The organism is Pelagibius marinus, from assembly GCF_014925385.1.
GTDB classification, from domain to species: Bacteria; Pseudomonadota; Alphaproteobacteria; order Kiloniellales; family Kiloniellaceae; genus Pelagibius; species Pelagibius marinus.
On the sequence record NZ_JACSDK010000001.1, the window covers coordinates 756,105 to 773,551 of the forward strand.

Below are 17,447 nucleotides of genomic sequence, written 5' to 3' on the forward strand. Positions count from 1 at the left end.
CACTTTGCCGCTGGGGGGACAACTGCGCTTAAGGAGGGGCGCCGGGGTTCAGCTTTCCGGCAGCACCCGGCTTCGCTCGCCGTGCAGATTGTCGATGAGGCGCTGGGGGATGGTGAACTCGCCGGCCAGGCGGCGCAGGTCTTCCTCGGCGTGCGCCAGGGAGCGGTGCAGGCGCCCGACCTCGAAGAGATTCCGGCTCTGCGGGATGATCACCAGGAAGCGCCCCTCGAAGAAAGCGCAGCTCACGGCCTGCTTGCCCAGGCCGTCGGCGATTGCCAGCAGGGAGTCCAGCAAGCCTTCCTGCAACAGGCCGCGCGCTTCTTCCGGGTTGTCGCTGTAGACGCGGAAGCGTTGCTCGAAGGCGGCGTGGCCCAGCGGCACCTGCTCCACCTTGGCGAACCCGCCGCGCAGGAAGTCCATCACCTTGTTGCCCAGGCCGCCGGTGTCGGGGGAGATGACGACCTTGCAGGAAAACGGCTGCGGCACCGAGATGTCGCACAGCAGACCCGCGAAGACGGTGGTGGTGCTGCTCTTGCCCGATTGCTTCAGGCGCGCCTCCACCATGCGGTAGTCGGTGTCGCGGTGGCGGCCGCCGATGAAGTCCTCCAGCACGACTTTCGAGCGCCCGAAGCCCAGCAGCACGCCGCTGCGCTTGAAGCCGTCGAGGTCGAAGCGGTCGCCGGGCCGGCGGTGGTACTCGACCGTCTCTCCCGCGCTTTGCAGAAAGCGGCAGAGTGGCGGGATGAAGAGGTCGCGCACGGCCTTGCGGTGGTGCTCTACCGGGCGGCTCGCCAGGAAATAGCCGGCAGCCAGGCCGACCACCAGGATGCCGCCGGCGACCCAGGGCCGGCCCAGCAGCCAGGCGACGAGCGCCGCGAGCACGACCACGAAGGCCGTGGCGAGCGCGCGGAGGGTGGCGCTGCGCAGCCGGTCCTTGCGCACCGCCTCCAGGGCCGGCAGGGCCGGGGCGATCTGCGCGGCGAAGAAGGCATCGAAGTCTTGCTGAGCTGTCGCCGGCGTCTCGTTCATGGCTCGAGACCGGTCATGGCGATGACCTCGCCCGCGCTGTGGCCGGCCTCGCGCAGGGCGCGGATGGCCAGGGCGTCGGCGCGCTTGGCCAGGCGCGCGCCCTTGTCGTCGGTGATCAGGCGGTGATGGTGATAGTCGGGCACCGGCAGGCCGAGCAGCTGTTGCAGCAGGCGATGGACGTGGCTGAACTCGAAGAGGTCCTCGCCGCGGGTCACCAGGGTAACGCCCTGCGCGGCGTCGTCCACCACGACCGAGAGGTGGTAGCTTGTGGCAACGTCCTTGCGCGCCAATACCACGTCGCCCAGGGCGCGCGGGTCGCAGACCTGGGTGCCGCGGCCGCGGTCGTGCCAGGTGAGGGGGCCGCCGTGCTCTGTTTCGGCCTCGCCGCAGGCGTGGTTCATGTCGAGGCGCAGAGCATAGGCCGCGCCGGCGTCCTGGCGCCGGTCCCGTTCGGCCCGGTTCAGCCGCCGGCAGGTGCCCGGGTAGACCTGCTCTGCCGGGCCATGCGGCGCCGCGCCGGCGTGGGCGATCTCGGCGGCGATCTCCTTGCGGGTGCAGAAGCAGGGATAGACCAGGCCGCGCGCCTCCAGCCGGGCGAGAGCCTGGGCGTAGTCGGCCAGGCAGTCGGACTGGCGGCGCAGGGGCGTTTCCCAGGTCAGGCCCAGCCAGGCGAGATCCTCGAAGATCGCCGCTTCGTATTCGGGCCGGACGCGGGCCAGGTCGATGTCCTCGATGCGCAGCAGGAAGCGCCCGCCTTTCCCGGCTTGACGGGCGGCGAAGAGCGCCGAATAGGCGTGGCCCAGGTGCAGATAGCCGCTGGGCGAGGGGGCGAAGCGGGTGACCTCGGGTGCCGACATGCGATTGGCCCTAAGCTACTCCCGCGCTAAAGTCCAGTCATGATCCCTGACGTACAGCCCGACGAGCGGCTTCGCCCGGCCATGGAGACTCTGGCGGCGGCCGATCCCGACATCGCCGAAGCCTATGCGCGCTGCGGCCTGCCGCCCGAGCGCGGCAGCGCGCCCGGCTTTGCCGGGCTGATGCGCATGATCGCCGGCCAGCAGGTCTCCGTGCAGTCGGCCGCCGCTATCATCGGTCGCCTGGAAGAGCGCGTCGATCCCCTGACCGCCGAACAGTTCCTCAAAGCCAGCGACGACGACCTGAAGGCAGTGGGCCTCAGCCGCCCCAAGATGCGCTACGGGCGCATCCTGGCCGAGGAGATCGCCGGCGGGTCGCTCGACATCGCCGGCCTCGAAGCCCTGGACGACGTGCAAGCCATCGCGGCGCTCACCCGCGTCAAGGGCATCGGCCAGTGGACGGCGGAGATCTACCTGCTCTTCGCCCTCAGGCGCCCCGACGTCTGGCCGGTGGGCGATCTTGCGCTCTGCATCGCCGCGCAGCATCTGAAGAAGCTGGAGGCGCGGCCCGGCCCCAAGGCGATGCTGGCCCTGGGCGAAGCCTGGCGGCCCCACCGCAGCGCCGCGGCGCGCTTTCTGTGGCATCTCTACCGCCATCCCGGCGTCGCCCTGGGGCGGGGCGTGAAGAAGACAGCTTAAGTTTCCCGACAGGAAGGATTGGTCAGCAGTGAGTGAAGTGATGGAACTGGAAGGCCCGCGCCATGGGCCCGCCGAAAAGGCGCGCGCCCTGGTGGTCTTCCTGCACGGCCTGGGGGCCGACGGCAACGACCTGATCTCCCTGGCGCCGCTCCTGGAGCCGCTGTTGCCGGACACCGCCTTCGTGTCGCCGCACGCGCCCTTTCCCTGCGACATGGCGCCCATGGGCCGCCAGTGGTTCAGCCTGCAGGACCGCGATCCCGACGTGCTGCTGGCCGGGGTCCGCGCCGTGGAGCCCGGCCTCAATACCTTCCTGGATGCGGAACTGGCCCGGCACGGTCTCAGTGACGACCGCCTGGCCGTCGTGGGCTTCTCGCAAGGGACCATGACGGCGCTGCACACCCTGTTGCGCCGGCCCCGGTCCTGCGCCCTCATCGTCGGCTTTTCCGGCGCCCTCCTGAAGCCCGAGGTGCTGGGCGAGGAGATCGTCAGCCGGCCACCGGTGCTGCTGGTGCACGGCGACGCCGACCCGGTGGTGCCCTTCGAGGCCCTGGCCGCGGCCGAGCAGGCGCTGGACCTGAACGGGGTGCCGGTGGCCGCCTACCCGCGCCCGGGGTTGCAGCACGGCATCGACCAGGAAGGCCTGCAGCTCTGTGCCGCCGCCCTGATGCAGCACCTCTTTCCGGACGCCGTCCCGAGCGGCGCCGAGCCGCCGGCAAAATGACGCTTCGATGAAGAATTCCTTAGGGGAATCCCAATATCTTGTATGTGGGGGCGGCATTTAGTATTTATAGCGTGTCGAAGGGCCTGGCATCCCAGACCTAGATGACGACGCCGAGGAAGGATGGACCGGACATGACCGGTGCTGCACAGACCTATCCAGCGCTCGTCCTCAACGCCGACTTCCGTCCGTTGAGCTACTTCCCCCTGTCCCTGTGGTCCTGGCAGGATTCCATCAAGGCCGTTTTCCTCGACCGGGTGAACATCGTCTCGGAGTACGACGAGGTGGTGCGCTCGCCCAGCTTTGAGATGAAGCTGCCCAGCGTCATCTCGTTGAAGCACTACGTCAGCCTGGACCGCCGACCCGCCTTCACCCGTTTCAACGTGTTCCTGCGCGACAGCTTCGAATGCCAGTACTGCGGCGACGACTTCCCGGCGGAGGACCTCACCTTCGACCACATCGTCCCGCGTTCGCGTGGCGGCCGGACTTCCTGGGACAACGTTGTCACCGCCTGCCAGGAGTGCAACTTGGCGAAAGGGAACCGAATGCTGGGCGAGTCCGGCATGCATCTCTTGAGGCCGGTGGAGGAGCCTACCACCTACCAGCTGCAGGAGAATGGTCGCTGCTTCCCGCCAAACTTCCTTCACGAAAGTTGGCGGGATTTTCTTTACTGGGACAGCGAACTGGAATCCTGAGACTCCGCTTCCTTTCGCCTCAGAAGCGTTCCGACAGCCAGATGGCCAGGCGCGAGCCGGCCTTCACCGCCCCGCTCAGCAGTTCGTAGCCCGGCGTCTCCTCGGCGCCGTGCTGCAGGCCGATGTCGCGGTGCTCCAGCTCTTCCTGGCGGAAGGTCTCTATGGTGTCCTTCAAGGCCGCCTGGTCGTCGCCCAGCCGGGCCTGCTGGCCGGCGTAGTGCTCGTCGATGACCTCCTCGACCGCGACGGTGCAGGCCATGGCCGCCTTCTCGCCCAGCATGGCGGTGGCCGCGCCCAGCGCGAAGCCGGCGATGTGCCAGACCGGCTGCAAGGCGGTGGGGCGCACGCGGTTCTGGACCATGAGATCCTCGAAGGTGCGCAAGTGGTGCAGTTCCTGCTCGTGCATGTGCTTCAGGGTGGGCGCGCAGGCGCTCCTGCCCAGCACGGCCAGCTGGCCTTCGTAGATGCGCCGGGCGCCGTATTCCCCGGCGTGGTCGACGCGGATCATGCGGGCCAGGCGTTCCTCCGGCGTCAGGTCGCCCGGCAGGTAGTCGTTGGGCCGGTAATCGCCCGGCTCGTCGGTTTTTGCGTCGCCGGGCTTCGGAGCGTCCGTCATGCTTGGGCTCCTTTGCTGGTGGAAAAGGCTGCCCAGAACGATAGCGCGGCCAGCACGGCGTAGGCCAGGATGTTGAAGCCGGCCATGGAGATGCCGAAGAGCTCCCAGGGCACCTTGTCGCAGGGCGCGAAGGGCTGGTTCAGCAGGATCTCGCGCAGCTGCTCGACCGTGGCGTTGTCCGGCAGCGCCGGGGCGTGGCACTCCGCCGTGCCCTGCCACCATTTCTGCTCGACGCCGACATGGAAGACCGCGATGGCGCTGCCGCCGACAAAGGCGAGGCCGCTGCCGATCAGGGCGAGACGCCGTCCTGTTGCGCTGCCGGCCAGCAGGAAGGCGAGCACGGCAAAGCCCAGGGCGACGCCGTAGGCGTAGCGCTGGTAGACGCAGAGGACGCAAGGGTAGAGGCCGCCCCAGTATTGCGAGGCGAAGGCGGTGCCCAGCGCGCCGAGACAGGCGGCGGCGAGCAGCGCCGGCATGGTGCGGGGATTGCGCAGAAGAAGTTCCATGGGGCGGTGTCGCTTTTCTTTCTTTGCGGCGGAGCTACAGAAGATAGCGCAGGGCGATGAAGCCGCCGAACAGCAGCACGAAGAAGACGAACGTCAGCTGCGGCAGGTAGCGCTCGATGAAGCTGCGGATCGGCGGACCGAAGTACCACAGCAGCGCCGCCATCAGGAAGAAGCGCGCACCGCGGGAGATCGCCGAGGCGATCATGAAGACGCCGAAGTTCAGGTCCATGACGCCGGAGGTGATGGTGATCACCTTGTAGGGGAAGGGCGTGAAGCCGGCGCCGGCGACGATCCAGGCGCCCCATTTCTCGTAGGCCGCCTGGAATTCCTGGAAGCGGTCGGTGTAGCCGTAGAACTCGACGATCGGTTGGCCCAGCGTGTCGAACAACAGGTTGCCGATGGCATAGCCGGCGACGCCGCCGGCCACCGAGGCCAGGGTGCAGACCAGGGCGATGATCCAGGCGCGCTCGCGCGCCGCCAGGATCATGGGGATCAGGAGGACATCGGGAGGGATGGGGAAGACGGAGGACTCGACGAAGGAGATGACGGCCAGGGCCCAAAGGGCATAGGGCCGCCCGGCCAGGTCCATGGTCCAGTCATAGAGTCGCCTTACCACGCCCGATCAGACCCCTCTGGTGCGTTTCGGTCCGGATTGTCCTGACCCGGCAGATAGTTGGGGCAGGCGAGCGTCTCCTTTAGCAGGGCTGGTTGATGCGGGCAACCGCCCTGGGAAGGTGCTAGGCTTGCCGTCATCAGCCAGCCGCCGACCCCAAGGGAGCGCATGCACGAGCACGCCGATATCATCTTCGCCAACGAGGCTTTCTACGTTGCCTTCCAGATGAAGGACCTCGAGGCCATGGAAGACCTTTGGGCGCAGGAGGCGCCGGTGGCCTGCACGCACCCCGGCTGGCCGTCCTTGAGCGGGCGCGAGCAGGTGCTGAAGAGCTGGCGGGCGATTTTCGAGAACCCCGACGCCGTGGCCGTGACCTGCCGGGGTGCCAAGGCGCGGCGCTACGGCGATACCGCCTTTGTCACCTGCTACGAGGTTATCGGGGAGAATCTCCTGGCGGCGACCAATATCTTCGTGCGCGAGGAAGGCGCCTGGAAGATGGTGCATCACCAGGCCGGCCCCTGCCACGTGCCGCCGCCCGAACTGGGCGAGGATGACGATGATGAAGAGGCCGGGCGGCTGCAATAGGCCGTTCTCGGGCCTTCGCCCACCCTGTCGGCGCTGGGCCGCGCGCCCGTGAGGGATGCCGAGGGGTCAGAACCGTGAAAGGCTCTAGATCAGCTCTACGTGCTCGGCCATCGGGCCTTTCTGCCCCATGCGTGTCTGCAGCCGGACGCGCTGGTTCGGTTGCAGCGCCGGCAGCCCGAAGCGTTCCAACGTGCGGCCGGAGACGAAAACGTCCTTGCCGCCGTTGTCCGGGATGACGAAGCCGAAGCCCTTTTCGACATTGAAGAACTTGACCGTGCCCTCGACCGTCTCGGTGTCGCCCTGGCCTCCGGGCGCGGCGCCCGGCGGCGGCGCGGCGGCGGCCTCGACGGAATGAATCTCCGCCACCTGCAGGCCCTTGCGGCCCTGCATCAGGTCGCAGACGATGGTCGTGCCTTCAAAGAGTTCGCGATTGCCCGAGCGCTCCACCACGGAGATATGCAGGAAGGCGTCGGGCGCGCCCTCGCTCAACTGGACGAAACCAAAGCCCTTGGTCGCATTGAACCACTTGACCACGGCCTTCACGTCACGGTGGGTGATTTCTTCTCGATCGAAATCATGATCATTGGTCATCACAACGGCCACTCCAAGACAAGCAGGGGAGACCCTTCCTACGTCCTGCAGCCATCGCAATGCAGGGAAATCCGGCGGCGTTCCACGCCCTGTCCGCGATCTCCGAACCAAATTGCTTGAGAGACGCCTCTCGTGCCCGGTGAAGGCAAACCGGCGGGACCCACCGTCCTTGTCCCGCAGTCGCGATGCCAGGTTCTTCCCTATACGGCGCGGGGGTGAGGCCCACACGCCCATCCACCATTAAAGTTCCCCACTCCAAGCTCTACCTAGCCTTCACGTGCCACGTCCAACGCCCGTGTAGGCGTCCGTTTCATTCAGGTTTTCCTAGACAAAAAGGACAGGATTCCCCTGAACGTCACGTCCTGAACGTAGCATATGCACGTTGCATTTAAACGTGTCTGCCAGATCAGTGCCATAGAAAAGCGTGTGCGCCCCGTGTAGGTGCAAACGTCAAGATCACCCGGAAGCCCTTGCGCGACGGGGGTTTCCCGGCCTCGGACGGGCAGGCGCGGGGCGGATCTCGCTGGCCCGGTCGCCTGGCGGGGCGGCCCGGCGGCGCGGTGGCGAAGTCACCGGTTGCCAAGCGCGCGGCCCCGGCTATGATGCGCTCCGGCCGGGCGGCGGGACACGATCCGCCGCCCGCAGCCGCTTTGCCGGCTTCCGGCGATCCCGCCGGAACCCTCCCGGTTTCGGGGCCCCTGTGGCGGAATTGGTAGACGCGACAGACTCAAAATTTGTTTCCCTTTGGGAGTGGGGGTTCGAGTCCCTCCAGGGGCACCACATGTTGCGCCGCAGCGCACCATGCTACCGCATCTTCCTTCCTACGCCCGCGCTCGGCGTGCCTATGCCGTGCCTAGCGGAGACATAGACGAGACATAAATCCGCGACAGAATCGGAGTCTGTCGCGTGTACTTCCGTTGTACACAGCCCGCCGTGCTCAGTTGTACTCCGTATGGTACTATGTGGTGGAAGGTACTTGTACTTTGACAACTGGGTAGGACATACAAACCGCATTATTAGCGGGGAGAGTAGCCATGCGGTTTGTCTCCCCTTTAATGAAAAACTACTATGGAACCATGTTACTCATGTGGGCGACCATATGATGATAGTTTTGCTGACTGGACTATCTGTCGTCCTTGTAAACAGCAGCAAATGGCAGAATACCATGGCGAGGAAGTGTATATGGACGCACTTGGTATCTGCTGGACACAAGAAGAACTAGAAGAAGCCGGTGGTCGTAACGAAGTCGATCACCTCGTCGCAGAATCCCGTTTCCAGGGATAGCTCCCAAATCCTACTCAGTTGTCAGAATGCACCCTTGCAATCCCTGCGTTCATTTCCCATCTTTCGGTAGAGTTTCAAGGACAGCCGAAGCGTGTGGGGGCCACCAGGTGGCTGTTTAAAAACCCGAAAACCCCCATGCTGGTCTTAAGCGCGGTTTCGGCTCATCAAGAGACCCCGCGCCTAGATAGAGGAGATTGCCCATGTCGGTGATCCTCGCTATCGAAGCCAGCCAGCCGTGCGGGACGACCTACCGCCTGGCCATCGGGTGCTTTTTGCCCCCGTCACTGGTTTCGGTGGTCGCCGCTCTCTCGCGGTTGCTGTAGTACCGAGAAGGGCACCTTGGAGACAGGGTGCCCTTTTCTTCACCGGGCTACCCAATCAAAATCTTGAAAAGCCACAATAAAACCTCTATTATTACTGACCAAATCACCCAGTCAGCAATGGAGGTTATCTTGCGCTTCAGAAACCCCGTGAAATACCTGACAAGAAATCTTGCTGGTCGGCTACTGAATACTTTGCGCGCAAGGTGCTTTGCGATGCTTGGCACTGTCCGGGCTACCGCCCGGACAGTGCCAAGCCTTACCACATTTCCGATTACTTTTCAACGTGTTTAATACTTACAGGCGAGCCTCTTTTACCTGCGGCTGAACATACCTGCGCCTCGGTACGCCCCAAATCCGCGAGACAATAGAGAGACAAGCCCACCTAAGTCATTGAAATATAACGGTTCGAAAAAGACTCAAAATCTGTTTCCCGCAAGGGAGTGCCTGTTCGAGTCAGGCCAGGGGCACCAATAAAATCAGGGGTTTAATACCCTATCCTCCAGGTACGTGCCGCGCAGGGCCGCTTTCATCCGTGAAGGCTGGCAAAGCCGGCAGGCGCGCCCGCTTTCCGGCCGCGCCTGCGGGACGATAGGGCCCGCAGGGTCCGTTACGCCGGGGGCGCCGCCGGCGGCTAGGTCCCTGACGGCGTCCAGATCGGCGGGCTGATCGTCTCGATGTAGTCGTTGAGCATCAGGTTGAAGGCGATGGTCACCCGCTCCTCGTTGCTCGCATTGCGCCGCACGTCGTGCTGCAGCCAGGAGGGAAAGAGGATCATGACACCGTCCGCGACCTCCAGGTTGATGACCGAGGCGTTCAGCACGTTGTCTTTCCTGTAGCGGGGCTGCATCACGGCGCACTGGACCCGCGGGTCGGTGAAGCTGATGTGATTGCCGCCCTGCGGCGCCCGCACATAGTAGACGCCGCTCAGGAAGTTATTGGGATGGGTGTGGGCGCGGTGTCGGGCTTCGGGCGGGTTTACGTTGGCCCAGCAGCCGGTGATGGTCAGCCCGTTGTGCTCGGCCTCGATGGACTTCAAGGCCGCCTCGCCGGCTTCGACAATGACCTTGGCGAGATCGGCGAAGGCGGGCTGCAGGTGGAGGTCCTGCGCGGTCTGCCAGCCGACGCCGGCGGTCTGCGCCGGCCGCGGCGTGAGCTGCTTGTCGATCGCCGCCAGGAGGCGGTTGTTGGCGGCCTCGGCCCGCGCCGGCGGCAGTTCCTGTCGCCACACCAGCGTGGGGAAGAACTGCATGGCGGCGGCATTCTTGAAATCGTTGATCTTCATGCGGTGTTGCGGCGCGCTTTGGCCGGCTGAGCCGGCGCGGCGCAGGCCCTGATCTTCCCTGGCATTGTCCCCCCCGGGTGTTGCCGTCGCTGGGAGGTTAATTCCGACAGGCGCGATCGGCCAGCACTTCTTGCCGGCGCCGTAGCCCGGCAAACGCCGCCGCGGAATCAGGCCGTTCGATAGAGATCTGCAAGACCTGACCCCTATCGTGCGCGAAGAAACGCGGCGGGGACGGATTCCCCGGGAAGGGCGGTTCCGAGAGCCGCGGGCCACGTCGTCGGCCGGTCGTACGGTCGACCGGCGCGAACCCGGCGGCCGGGCCCCGGCGCAGGGGGGCAACCCGGCACAAGGGACAGCCGGCACAAGGGACAGATTGAAGCGGCCGCGCGCTTTGCTAAGCTGCGCGCTGCATCGCAATCGCCACCCGGCCCGTCCCGCTTCTTCCTCTCAATTCGGTTCTTCGCTTCATGATATCTGCAGAAGGCGAGTCTTCCCCCGCACAGATTGCCGACATGCCCCGTGCGGCGCTGGTCACCGGTGCGGCGCGGCGCATCGGCGCGGCCCTGGCGCGCGCCCTGGCGGCCGACGGCTGGGCGGTGGCGCTGCACTACCACATGTCAGAGGCGCCGGCGCGCGCGCTGGCGGCGGAGATCGCGGCGGCCGGCGGGCGCGCCGTGGCGCTGGAGGCGGACCTGCGCGACGAGGCGGCCCTGGCGCGCCTGGTGGAAGCGGCGGGGAGCGAACTGGGGCCGCTCGGGCTGCTGGTGAACAACGCCTCGATCTTCGAGTTCGACGACCACGAAAGCTGCGACCGGGAGAGCTGGGACGCGCATCTCGACACCAACCTGCGCGCGCCCTTCGTGCTCACCCAGCACTTCGCCCGGGCGCTGCCGGAGGGGACGCGCGGCCTGGTGGTCAACCTGCTGGACACCCGGGTGTGGAACCTCTCGCCCGGCTATCTCAGCTACACGCTCTCCAAGGCCGGGCTGTGGACTCTCACCCACACCCTGGCCCAGGCGCTGGCCCCGCAAATCCGGGTGAACGCCATCGGTCCGGGGCCGACGCTGCCCTCGAAAGGGCAGAGCGCGGAAGACTTCGCCGCGCGCCGCGCCGGCCTGCCGCTGGGCGACAGCGCCAGCCTGGGGGAGATCTGCGCGGCATTGCGCTTTCTCATCGCTGCGCCCTCGGTCACCGGCCAGATGATCGGCCTGGACGGCGGCGACCATCTGAGCCGCGAACAGCCGGCCGCAGGCACCACCCGCCCAGAGGGCGCGGACGACTCCTAGAGACCATCCTCGAGCGCCGCCTGCGGCGCTTTTCCTTCTTTGCGGGGATGCGCCGCCGACTGGCTGCGTAACCTTCTTTATCGGGCCGCATCCGACCCCAGGGCCAAGGGGCGACCTCGCCACAGACAGCAAATCAACGGCGGGGCGAACTCCGGGCGGGCGGCGAGAAAGGTTCTGCACCGCAGAACCTGACCACCAATGCGAGGAGGCCCTGATGTTCAGAATACTTTTCCCCCGCAAGCAGTCCCGTTTCACCGTCCCGGCGCTGGCCATGATGGTTCTGGCCGGCGGCGTCGCCGCGGCCCCCGCGGCCGCCGAGCCGCCGCGGCCCCTGCGGATCCAGTCGCAAAGCGCCGATCTGCTGGTGCAGGTGAATTCGCATCGCGAGTACCGGCGTGACGGCGGCTATCAATCCCGCCCGCAGTGGCAGCAGCGCCGCCATCACCGTGAAGGGGTGAAGCGGCCGCATCACCGCCGGCACATCGCAAAGCGCGATTGGCGCCGCCACTATCGCGGCTACTACGCCAAGCGGCACGACTGGCGCGGCCAGTATCGCGGCCACTACGCCAAGCGGCACGACTGGCGCCGCCCCTATCGCGGTCATCAGGCCAAGCGCTACGACTGGCGCCGCCACGACAACCGGAGCCGTCGTGATTGGGGCCATCAGGCCCGCCGCAACTTCTTCCAGTGACGACGTAGCGGTTGCCGCAAACTGCGACTTTTGGTTGTAATTCGAGGTTTTCGTCGTTCATTCCCGCAGGCATTCGGCCTATGCTCACAGGTCGGTCAATTCTTCTGCGGGGGCGTGATTTGAAGCAGGCGGGCAAAGCGCGTGGCGGCGGCTATTTTCTGGAGGCGCAACACCAGCTCCGCCAGCCGTTGAATGCCTTGAGCCTGTTGATCGGAGAACTGCGGCAGTCCGCGGACAGCGGGGACCGCGAGGCGATCGTCGACGACATGCGCTATGCGCTGGATCTCTCGAACGCCTGGCTCGATTCGCTGGCCGATCTGGAGAAAGCGGAAAACGACCTGCTGCAGCTGCGGCCCCAGGAGGTGCTGCTGCAGCAGGTCTTTGCCCGCCTGTACGACGAATTCCTGCCGCACTTCACCCACTTGGGCCTCGACTTCCGCGTCGTCGCGTCGCGCGCCGTGGTCCGGGCCGATCCGGTGGTGCTGCGCCGCCTGCTCACCCTGCTGCTGGACAACGCCGCGAAGTTCACCCCCGACGGCAAGGTGCTGCTGGGCTGCCGGCGCGACGGCGGCGACCTGCGTGTCGAGGTCTGGGATACCGGGCCGGGGATGGCGGCGCCGGAGGCGGCGCGTCTCTTCGACCCCTTCTTCAGGCTGGAGAACGAGGTGCGCCCGCGCGAACGCGGCCTCGGCCTGGGCCTGACCTACGCCCGGCGGCTGGCCGAGCTCTTGGGCGAGGAGCTGACGCTGCGCTCGCGGCCGGGCCGGGGGTCCTGCTTCGCGCTCACGCTCCATCGCACGACGGCGGCGCCGGGCCCGCGGGACGCGGAAGAAGAGGAGAGCTTCGAGGTCGGACTGCTCGCCGGCCTTCCCTCGGATGCCATGGGCAATCCCCTGGCCGGCGCGGCGGTGCTGCTGGTTGAAGGGGCGGAGACGACGGGGCTGAAGGTCAACCTGCAGACCTGGGGCGCCGCGGTGACGCTGGTGCCGCCCGGCGGCCTCACGGCGGCGCTGGCCGAGACGCCCGATCTGATCATCGTCGAACGCCAAGCCTTCGAAGCGGAGCAGGTTCTGCAGCAGGCCGCGTCACGGCCCCCCGTGGTGCTGATCACCGGGGCCGGGAGCGCGCAAAGCGCCGCGAAGACAGAGGCCGGCGTACATGTTCTGCAAGCGCCGGTGAAGGCGGCGCGGCTGCGCGCGCTCTGCCACTACGCGCTTTCGCCCGCCGGGCAGCCCTGAGGCCCCCGCGCCCGGTCAGTGCCGCTGCGCGGGGCTGTCGTCGGGATCAAAAGCTGGCGGCTTCGGCCTCTTCCAGCGCGCGCACCTGCGCCGCGGCGCTGATGGCGGCCTGGGTGCGGCTGTCGAGATTCAGCCGCTTGACGATGGCCGAGACGTGCACCCGCACCGTGTGCTCGGAAAGGCCCAGCGATTCGGCTACCTGGGCATTCGACATGCCCTGGCCGAGGTGCTTGTAGACTTGAAGCTGACGCTTGGTGAGCGCGTTGGCAACGTCCTCCAGCGATTTCTCGTTGCCGAAGGCGTAGACCTGCGACTTCTTCGCCGGATTGCTTTGCTCCAGCAGGCGCCGCGGAAAGGCGACGCCACCGGCGAGCACGGTCTGCAACGCGGACTCGATCTCGTCGCTTTGCGCCGACTTCGGGATGTAGCCCATGGCGCCGGCCTCGATGCACCGCAAGATCTCCTCGCGGTCTTCGATCGCGGACATCACGACCACCGGTACCTGCGGCAGACATTCGCGCATCGCGCGAAGACCTTCAAAACGCTTCATGCCGGGCATCAGCAGATCCAGGAGAATCAGATCCAGATCGGGATTGCTGGACGCGATCTCCAGAGCCTGTCGAAAGTCCGCGGCTTCGAGCAGTTCACTCCCACGCTCCAGCCGGTCAATCAGATGCCTGGCGGCACTACGTGTAATCCAGTGATCGTCGGCGTAGAGGACTTTCATAGTTTAGAGAACCCTGAAATTCGTTGCGTATGCCGACCCCTACCGGGGCCGGTGTTCGTTGGTAACGGGCGACAGTCTTCGCTCCCCCAAGCGGCTTAAGCGTCACTCCGCGGCGATTCGAAAATCGGCCGCGCAGGTCGGAATAAGCAAATCAACTGGCAGCTCGGTACGCTAGGTATAATCCGAATTTTCGCTGGCATTTCAACCACAAAACGAGTCCGCCCAGGAGCTGTTTCCAGTCTCTGACGGCTCCCTGTCATGCCTCCGGAGACCAGCGTCCTCGGCGCTCTACGATTTATGTCCCAGCTCTATACAGCCGTTGGTTGCTTTTTCCGAACCCCTGTTCGGCAGACGCAGATAAGCCTACTGCTTTGTTTAGCTGTTTATGGAGATGGCGTCTAGGAAGGAGTCGACATTGACCGGTTTGCGCAGCAGGCGGAAGCCGGCTTCGGCAACATTGCTGGCCACCTCGTCGGAAAGATCGCCGGTGACGATCAGCCCCTGGACCGGGCTGCCGGCCGCCTCCCGCACGACGCGCGCGGCGGTCAGGCCGTCCTCGTCATGGCTCAGCCAGTAGTCGGCGATCACACAACTTGGGGTTAATTTCCGGTCCGAGATTGCCGCCAGCACCTCGGCGCTGCTGGCGCCGGTGATCACCACCGCGCCGAAGCGGGTCAGCATGCGTTCGGTCGCCCGCCGGACCAGCTCGTCGTCCTCCAGCAGGACGATTACCTTGCCGTCGAGGGAAGGGGCTTGGTCTCGGGTGTTGGCGCTGGGCGAAGAGGGCATGCCTCATGAGAGGCCTCAGGCTGCAGGCTGTCAACCGCCTGCGAGGGCGCAGAAGGGAGGCGCCACAGCCGCAAAAGGGCGCTCGACGCGGCGCCGCGACATTGGCTATAGGGGCCGGGCACAACGCCGCGGGAGGATCCCGCCCGGAAGAACCAGCCTGGATCTTTCCCCGGCCAGGTAGAGTCACCTGATCGGGGATAGGTTTCTGTAGCGCCCGAGGCCGACCGATGATCGTGATCTACGGACTGAAGAACTGCGACAGCTGCCGCAAGGCCGTGAAGCTGCTGCAAGCCGCCGGCAGCCCGCACCGCTTCCACGACCTGCGCGCCGAGGGCCTGCCGGCCGATCGCCTCGCCGCCTGGCTGCGCCAGCTCGGCTGGGAGGCGCTGCTCAACCGCCGCAGCACCACCTGGCGCGAACTGCCGGCGGCGGAGAAGGCGGATCTCGACGCGGCCCGTGCCGCCGACCTGCTGACCCGCCACCCGACCCTGATCAAGCGGCCGGTGGTGGAGGCCGGGCAAGAGCTCATCGTCGGCCTGGCGCCGCCGCAGGTGGCGGCCCTCAAAGCCCTGGCGAAGGCCTAGCGGGCCGCTGAAGGGGGCTGGCGATTCGTCAGAACACAAAGCATTTCAGTCATTTCGCGCCGGATTGGCGGCGCAAATCCGCAAGCACGGCCGGTTTCGCCAATGCATAAGGCGGGACGAGGGGCCGCGGTTCCGGGTTTTGGGTTTTTGTAATGTTTGCAGCGATTACTTCCGCTTGGGCACTTTTCGTCGGGCTGGGCATGCTGATGCTCGGCAACGGCCTGCAGAACTCGCTGCTCGGCATCCGCGCCGGCGCGGAGTCCTTCACCACCGAGACAACCGGTCTCATCATGGCCGCCTACTACGTCGGCCTACTGACCGGTGCGCTGGTAACCCCCAAGGTGGTGGGCAACGTCGGCCATGTCCGCACCTTCGCCGCGCTGGCCTCCACCGCCTCGACCGCCGCGCTGGTCTACGCGGTCTTCGTCGACCCCTGGGCCTGGGGCGCCATGCGCATGGTGACCGGCTTCTGCTACGCGGGCCTCTACGTCGTCGCCGAGTCCTGGCTCAACGATCGCGCCACCAACGAGACCCGCGGTACCCTGCTGTCGGTCTACATGGTGGTGCTGCTGGGCGGCATGGCGGCCAGCCAGTTCCTGCTGAACCTCGCCGACACGAACAGCTACCTGCTCTTCGTGCTGGCCTCCGTGCTGGTCTCCATGGCGCTGGTGCCGATCTCCCTCTCGGTGGCCCCGGCGCCGGACTTCGAGGCGCCGGAACCGCTGGGCCTGCGCGCCCTCTACCAGACCTCGCCCCTGGGGACGATCGGGGCGCTGGGCACCGGCATGGCCAACGCGGCGATCTATGCCATGTCGCCCGTCTATGCCGGCGCCGTCGGCCTCAGCGTCGCGCAGATCGCCCTCTTCGTCAGCGCCAGTATTGTCGGCGGCATGGCCTTTCAGTGGCCCATCGGGCGTCTCTCCGACAAGCTGGACCGGCGCCAGGTGCTGACCGTGGTCACCTTCGCGGCCGCCCTGGCCGCGCTGCTCGCCGCCTTGGCGGCTCGCGGCGAACCCATCGCCCTCTACGCCATGATGTTCCTGGTCGGCGGCATGAGCCTGCCCATGTACTCGCTCTGCATCGCCCACACCAACGACTACCTGACCCCCAAGCAGATGGTTTCGGCCAGCGGCACGCTGATGATGGTGGGCGGCGCGGGCGCCATCTTCGGGCCGATCGGGGTGTCTCTGCTGATGGGCGAGATGGGCAGCGACGGCTTTTTCGCCTGCATCGGGGCGGTGCACGCCGCCATCGGCGTCTTCGCGCTCTACCGCATGCTGCGCCGGGCGGCGCTGCCGCTGGAGGAGCAGGGCGCCAGCGTGCCGCTGGCCAGCAGCGTCAGCGCGCCCACCGCGACCCTGCCGGTCGAAGCCATTCGCGATCAAATGGACCGCGACCTGGCGGCCATGGCCGGTCCGCGGCTGCGCCGGCGGTAGCTTCTCCAGACCACTTCCCCGCCTCCAGCGGCCCGAAGCCGCCACCGCGCTGCGGTAGCGGGGAGGCTTTGGGTAAGCCAAAATTTACCGAAAAGTGCGATATTAGAGGGTCTTCGCAGCCGCGAAATCGCACTTGCGAAGACATTTGCTTTCCTCTAATGTGCCCACAATAAAATTACGCGATTGGGTATCCAATCGTAACATAATTTCGAAGGCAGAGAGAATCGATCTTATGAAGGAAAAGCACGGTTACTTCATCGAGGATATGGAGGTTGGGATGTCGGCGGTCTTCGCGAAGACCGTGAGCGAGGCCGACATCACCATGTTCGCCGGCATCTCCGGCGATACCAATCCGGTTCACCTCGATGAGAGCTTCGCGGAGAAGACCATGTTTGCCGGGCGCATCGCCCACGGCATGCTCTCTGCCAGTTTCATTTCCACGGTTTTCGGCACCCGCCTGCCGGGGCCGGGCTGCATCTACCTGCGCCAGGACCTGCGCTTCAAGGCGCCGGTCAAGGTCGGCGATACGGTGGAGGCGCGGGTCACGGTGAAGGAAATCCAGGCCGAGAAGAAGCGGGTGGTCTTCGACACCGTCTGCTGTGTCGGCGACACCGTGGTGCTGGACGGCGAGGCGACCTTGATGGTGCACCGCCGCCGGGACGTCCTGGGCGAGCCTGAAGAGTCGGCCAACGACGCTCCGGCGTCTCCCCAGGCCGCCGAATAAGGGGCCGGCAGACAGCCGCAGACCCTGGTTCTCTTGCGCCGCCGGACCCAGTCAACCGGTCTGTCCCGGAAGGTTGGAGCATCTTGGCCGCGTCCGCCCGCACGCCGGTTGCTCTAGGCCCGGCGGCGCATCCTGCTTTATCTTGCCGGGCGGCCCAGCCTTTCCGCCGGCCGCCGT

At 66.2% G+C, this 17,447-nt stretch carries 20 protein-coding genes and 1 tRNA gene; 12 read left to right on the top strand and 9 right to left on the bottom strand.

Translation table 11 applies throughout. The features are described from left to right. Nucleotides 1–48: 48 nt before the first annotated feature. Both H7X47_RS03725 and gluQRS read right to left on the bottom strand, forming a co-directional pair. Nucleotides 49–1,029: a DUF3137 domain-containing protein gene (locus tag H7X47_RS03725; protein ID WP_193367239.1), complete on the bottom strand. Its 981-nt coding sequence runs from the start codon at nucleotides 1,027–1,029 to the stop codon at nucleotides 49–51. After that, a complete protein-coding gene (gene gluQRS, locus H7X47_RS03730; RefSeq protein WP_193367240.1) occupies nucleotides 1,026–1,886 on the bottom strand; it encodes a tRNA glutamyl-Q(34) synthetase GluQRS in 861 nt (286 codons plus the stop codon). Before gluQRS ends, H7X47_RS03725 begins: the two co-directional genes overlap by 4 nt. Before the next feature lie 39 nt (nucleotides 1,887–1,925). Between gluQRS and H7X47_RS03735 the strand changes: the two genes are divergently transcribed. The 3 genes from H7X47_RS03735 to H7X47_RS03745 all read left to right on the top strand — a co-directional run bounded on the left by H7X47_RS03735 (nucleotide 1,926) and on the right by H7X47_RS03745 (nucleotide 3,995). Further along, complete coding sequence (locus tag H7X47_RS03735) at nucleotides 1,926–2,582, top strand: DNA-3-methyladenine glycosylase family protein (protein WP_193367241.1); 657 nt, start codon at nucleotides 1,926–1,928, stop codon at nucleotides 2,580–2,582. A 28-nt stretch (nucleotides 2,583–2,610) separates the two neighbouring features. Beyond that, a complete protein-coding gene (locus H7X47_RS03740) occupies nucleotides 2,611–3,303 on the top strand; it encodes an alpha/beta hydrolase (RefSeq protein WP_322096451.1) in 693 nt (230 codons plus the stop codon). A gap of 131 nt (nucleotides 3,304–3,434) precedes the next feature. After that, nucleotides 3,435–3,995 carry an HNH endonuclease gene (locus H7X47_RS03745; protein ID WP_193367242.1) on the top strand — a complete coding sequence of 187 codons (561 nt, stop codon included), beginning with the start codon at nucleotides 3,435–3,437 and terminating at the stop codon, nucleotides 3,993–3,995. 19 nt (nucleotides 3,996–4,014) lie between these two features. Here H7X47_RS03745 and H7X47_RS03750 read toward each other — a convergent pair whose 3' ends face one another. The 3 genes from H7X47_RS03750 to H7X47_RS03760 form a co-directional block, all read right to left on the bottom strand. After that, complete coding sequence (locus H7X47_RS03750) at nucleotides 4,015–4,503, bottom strand: demethoxyubiquinone hydroxylase family protein (protein ID WP_322096455.1); 489 nt, start codon at nucleotides 4,501–4,503, stop codon at nucleotides 4,015–4,017. 104 nt (nucleotides 4,504–4,607) lie between these two features. Continuing rightward, a complete protein-coding gene (locus H7X47_RS03755; RefSeq protein ID WP_193367244.1) occupies nucleotides 4,608–5,117 on the bottom strand; it encodes a disulfide bond formation protein B in 510 nt (169 codons plus the stop codon). Nucleotides 5,118–5,151: 34 nt separating this feature from the next. Continuing rightward, a complete protein-coding gene (locus H7X47_RS03760) occupies nucleotides 5,152–5,733 on the bottom strand; it encodes a YqaA family protein (RefSeq protein WP_193367245.1) in 582 nt (193 codons plus the stop codon). 165 nt (nucleotides 5,734–5,898) lie between these two features. Between H7X47_RS03760 and H7X47_RS03765 the strand changes: the two genes are divergently transcribed. Beyond that, nucleotides 5,899–6,315 carry a nuclear transport factor 2 family protein gene (locus tag H7X47_RS03765; protein ID WP_193367246.1) on the top strand — a complete coding sequence of 139 codons (417 nt, stop codon included), beginning with the start codon at nucleotides 5,899–5,901 and terminating at the stop codon, nucleotides 6,313–6,315. An 84-nt stretch (nucleotides 6,316–6,399) separates the two neighbouring features. On the opposite strand, the gene H7X47_RS03770 is transcribed toward H7X47_RS03765, so the two are convergent. After that, nucleotides 6,400–6,906 carry a cold-shock protein gene (locus H7X47_RS03770; protein ID WP_193367247.1) on the bottom strand — a complete coding sequence of 169 codons (507 nt, stop codon included), beginning with the start codon at nucleotides 6,904–6,906 and terminating at the stop codon, nucleotides 6,400–6,402. Nucleotides 6,907–7,600: 694 nt separating this feature from the next. Here H7X47_RS03770 and H7X47_RS03775 point away from each other — a divergent pair. Both H7X47_RS03775 and H7X47_RS26050 read left to right on the top strand, forming a co-directional pair. Beyond that, nucleotides 7,601–7,686: transfer RNA gene (locus H7X47_RS03775), tRNA-Leu, on the top strand. A gap of 704 nt (nucleotides 7,687–8,390) precedes the next feature. Then, the gene (locus tag H7X47_RS26050) at nucleotides 8,391–8,513 is read left to right on the top strand and encodes a hypothetical protein (protein WP_264373061.1); all 123 of its coding nucleotides are present in this window, start codon (nucleotides 8,391–8,393) and stop codon (nucleotides 8,511–8,513) included. Nucleotides 8,514–9,144: 631 nt separating this feature from the next. On the opposite strand, the gene H7X47_RS03780 is transcribed toward H7X47_RS26050, so the two are convergent. Then, the gene (locus tag H7X47_RS03780; protein ID WP_193367248.1) at nucleotides 9,145–9,795 is read right to left on the bottom strand and encodes a TIGR02466 family protein; all 651 of its coding nucleotides are present in this window, start codon (nucleotides 9,793–9,795) and stop codon (nucleotides 9,145–9,147) included. Nucleotides 9,796–10,307: 512 nt separating this feature from the next. Between H7X47_RS03780 and H7X47_RS03785 the strand changes: the two genes are divergently transcribed. The 3 genes from H7X47_RS03785 (at nucleotide 10,308) to H7X47_RS03795 (ending at nucleotide 13,010) form a co-directional block, all read left to right on the top strand. Next, the gene (locus H7X47_RS03785; protein ID WP_227010137.1) at nucleotides 10,308–11,081 is read left to right on the top strand and encodes an SDR family oxidoreductase; all 774 of its coding nucleotides are present in this window, start codon (nucleotides 10,308–10,310) and stop codon (nucleotides 11,079–11,081) included. Nucleotides 11,082–11,295: 214 nt separating this feature from the next. Then, nucleotides 11,296–11,772, top strand: a complete 477-nt coding sequence (locus H7X47_RS03790) for a hypothetical protein (RefSeq protein ID WP_193367250.1) — start codon at nucleotides 11,296–11,298, stop codon at nucleotides 11,770–11,772. A gap of 119 nt (nucleotides 11,773–11,891) precedes the next feature. After that, a complete protein-coding gene (locus H7X47_RS03795) occupies nucleotides 11,892–13,010 on the top strand; it encodes an ATP-binding response regulator (protein WP_193367251.1) in 1,119 nt (372 codons plus the stop codon). A gap of 46 nt (nucleotides 13,011–13,056) precedes the next feature. On the opposite strand, the gene H7X47_RS03800 is transcribed toward H7X47_RS03795, so the two are convergent. Next, nucleotides 13,057–13,737, bottom strand: coding sequence for a response regulator (locus tag H7X47_RS03800; RefSeq protein WP_193367252.1), 681 nt, complete (start codon nucleotides 13,735–13,737; stop codon nucleotides 13,057–13,059). 375 nt (nucleotides 13,738–14,112) lie between these two features. Continuing rightward, entirely contained in the window at nucleotides 14,113–14,526 is a 414-nt protein-coding gene (locus tag H7X47_RS03805; RefSeq protein ID WP_193367253.1) for a response regulator, read from the bottom strand. Nucleotides 14,527–14,753: 227 nt separating this feature from the next. On the opposite strand from H7X47_RS03805, the gene H7X47_RS03810 reads away from it, so the two are divergent. From H7X47_RS03810 to H7X47_RS03820, 3 genes are all read left to right on the top strand, one after another. Then, the gene (locus tag H7X47_RS03810) at nucleotides 14,754–15,110 is read left to right on the top strand and encodes a Spx/MgsR family RNA polymerase-binding regulatory protein (RefSeq protein ID WP_193367254.1); all 357 of its coding nucleotides are present in this window, start codon (nucleotides 14,754–14,756) and stop codon (nucleotides 15,108–15,110) included. 152 nt (nucleotides 15,111–15,262) lie between these two features. After that, entirely contained in the window at nucleotides 15,263–16,546 is a 1,284-nt protein-coding gene (locus H7X47_RS03815) for an MFS transporter (RefSeq protein WP_193367255.1), read from the top strand. A gap of 232 nt (nucleotides 16,547–16,778) precedes the next feature. Beyond that, entirely contained in the window at nucleotides 16,779–17,270 is a 492-nt protein-coding gene (locus H7X47_RS03820) for a MaoC family dehydratase (protein ID WP_193367256.1), read from the top strand. Nucleotides 17,271–17,447 lie beyond the last annotated feature (177 nt).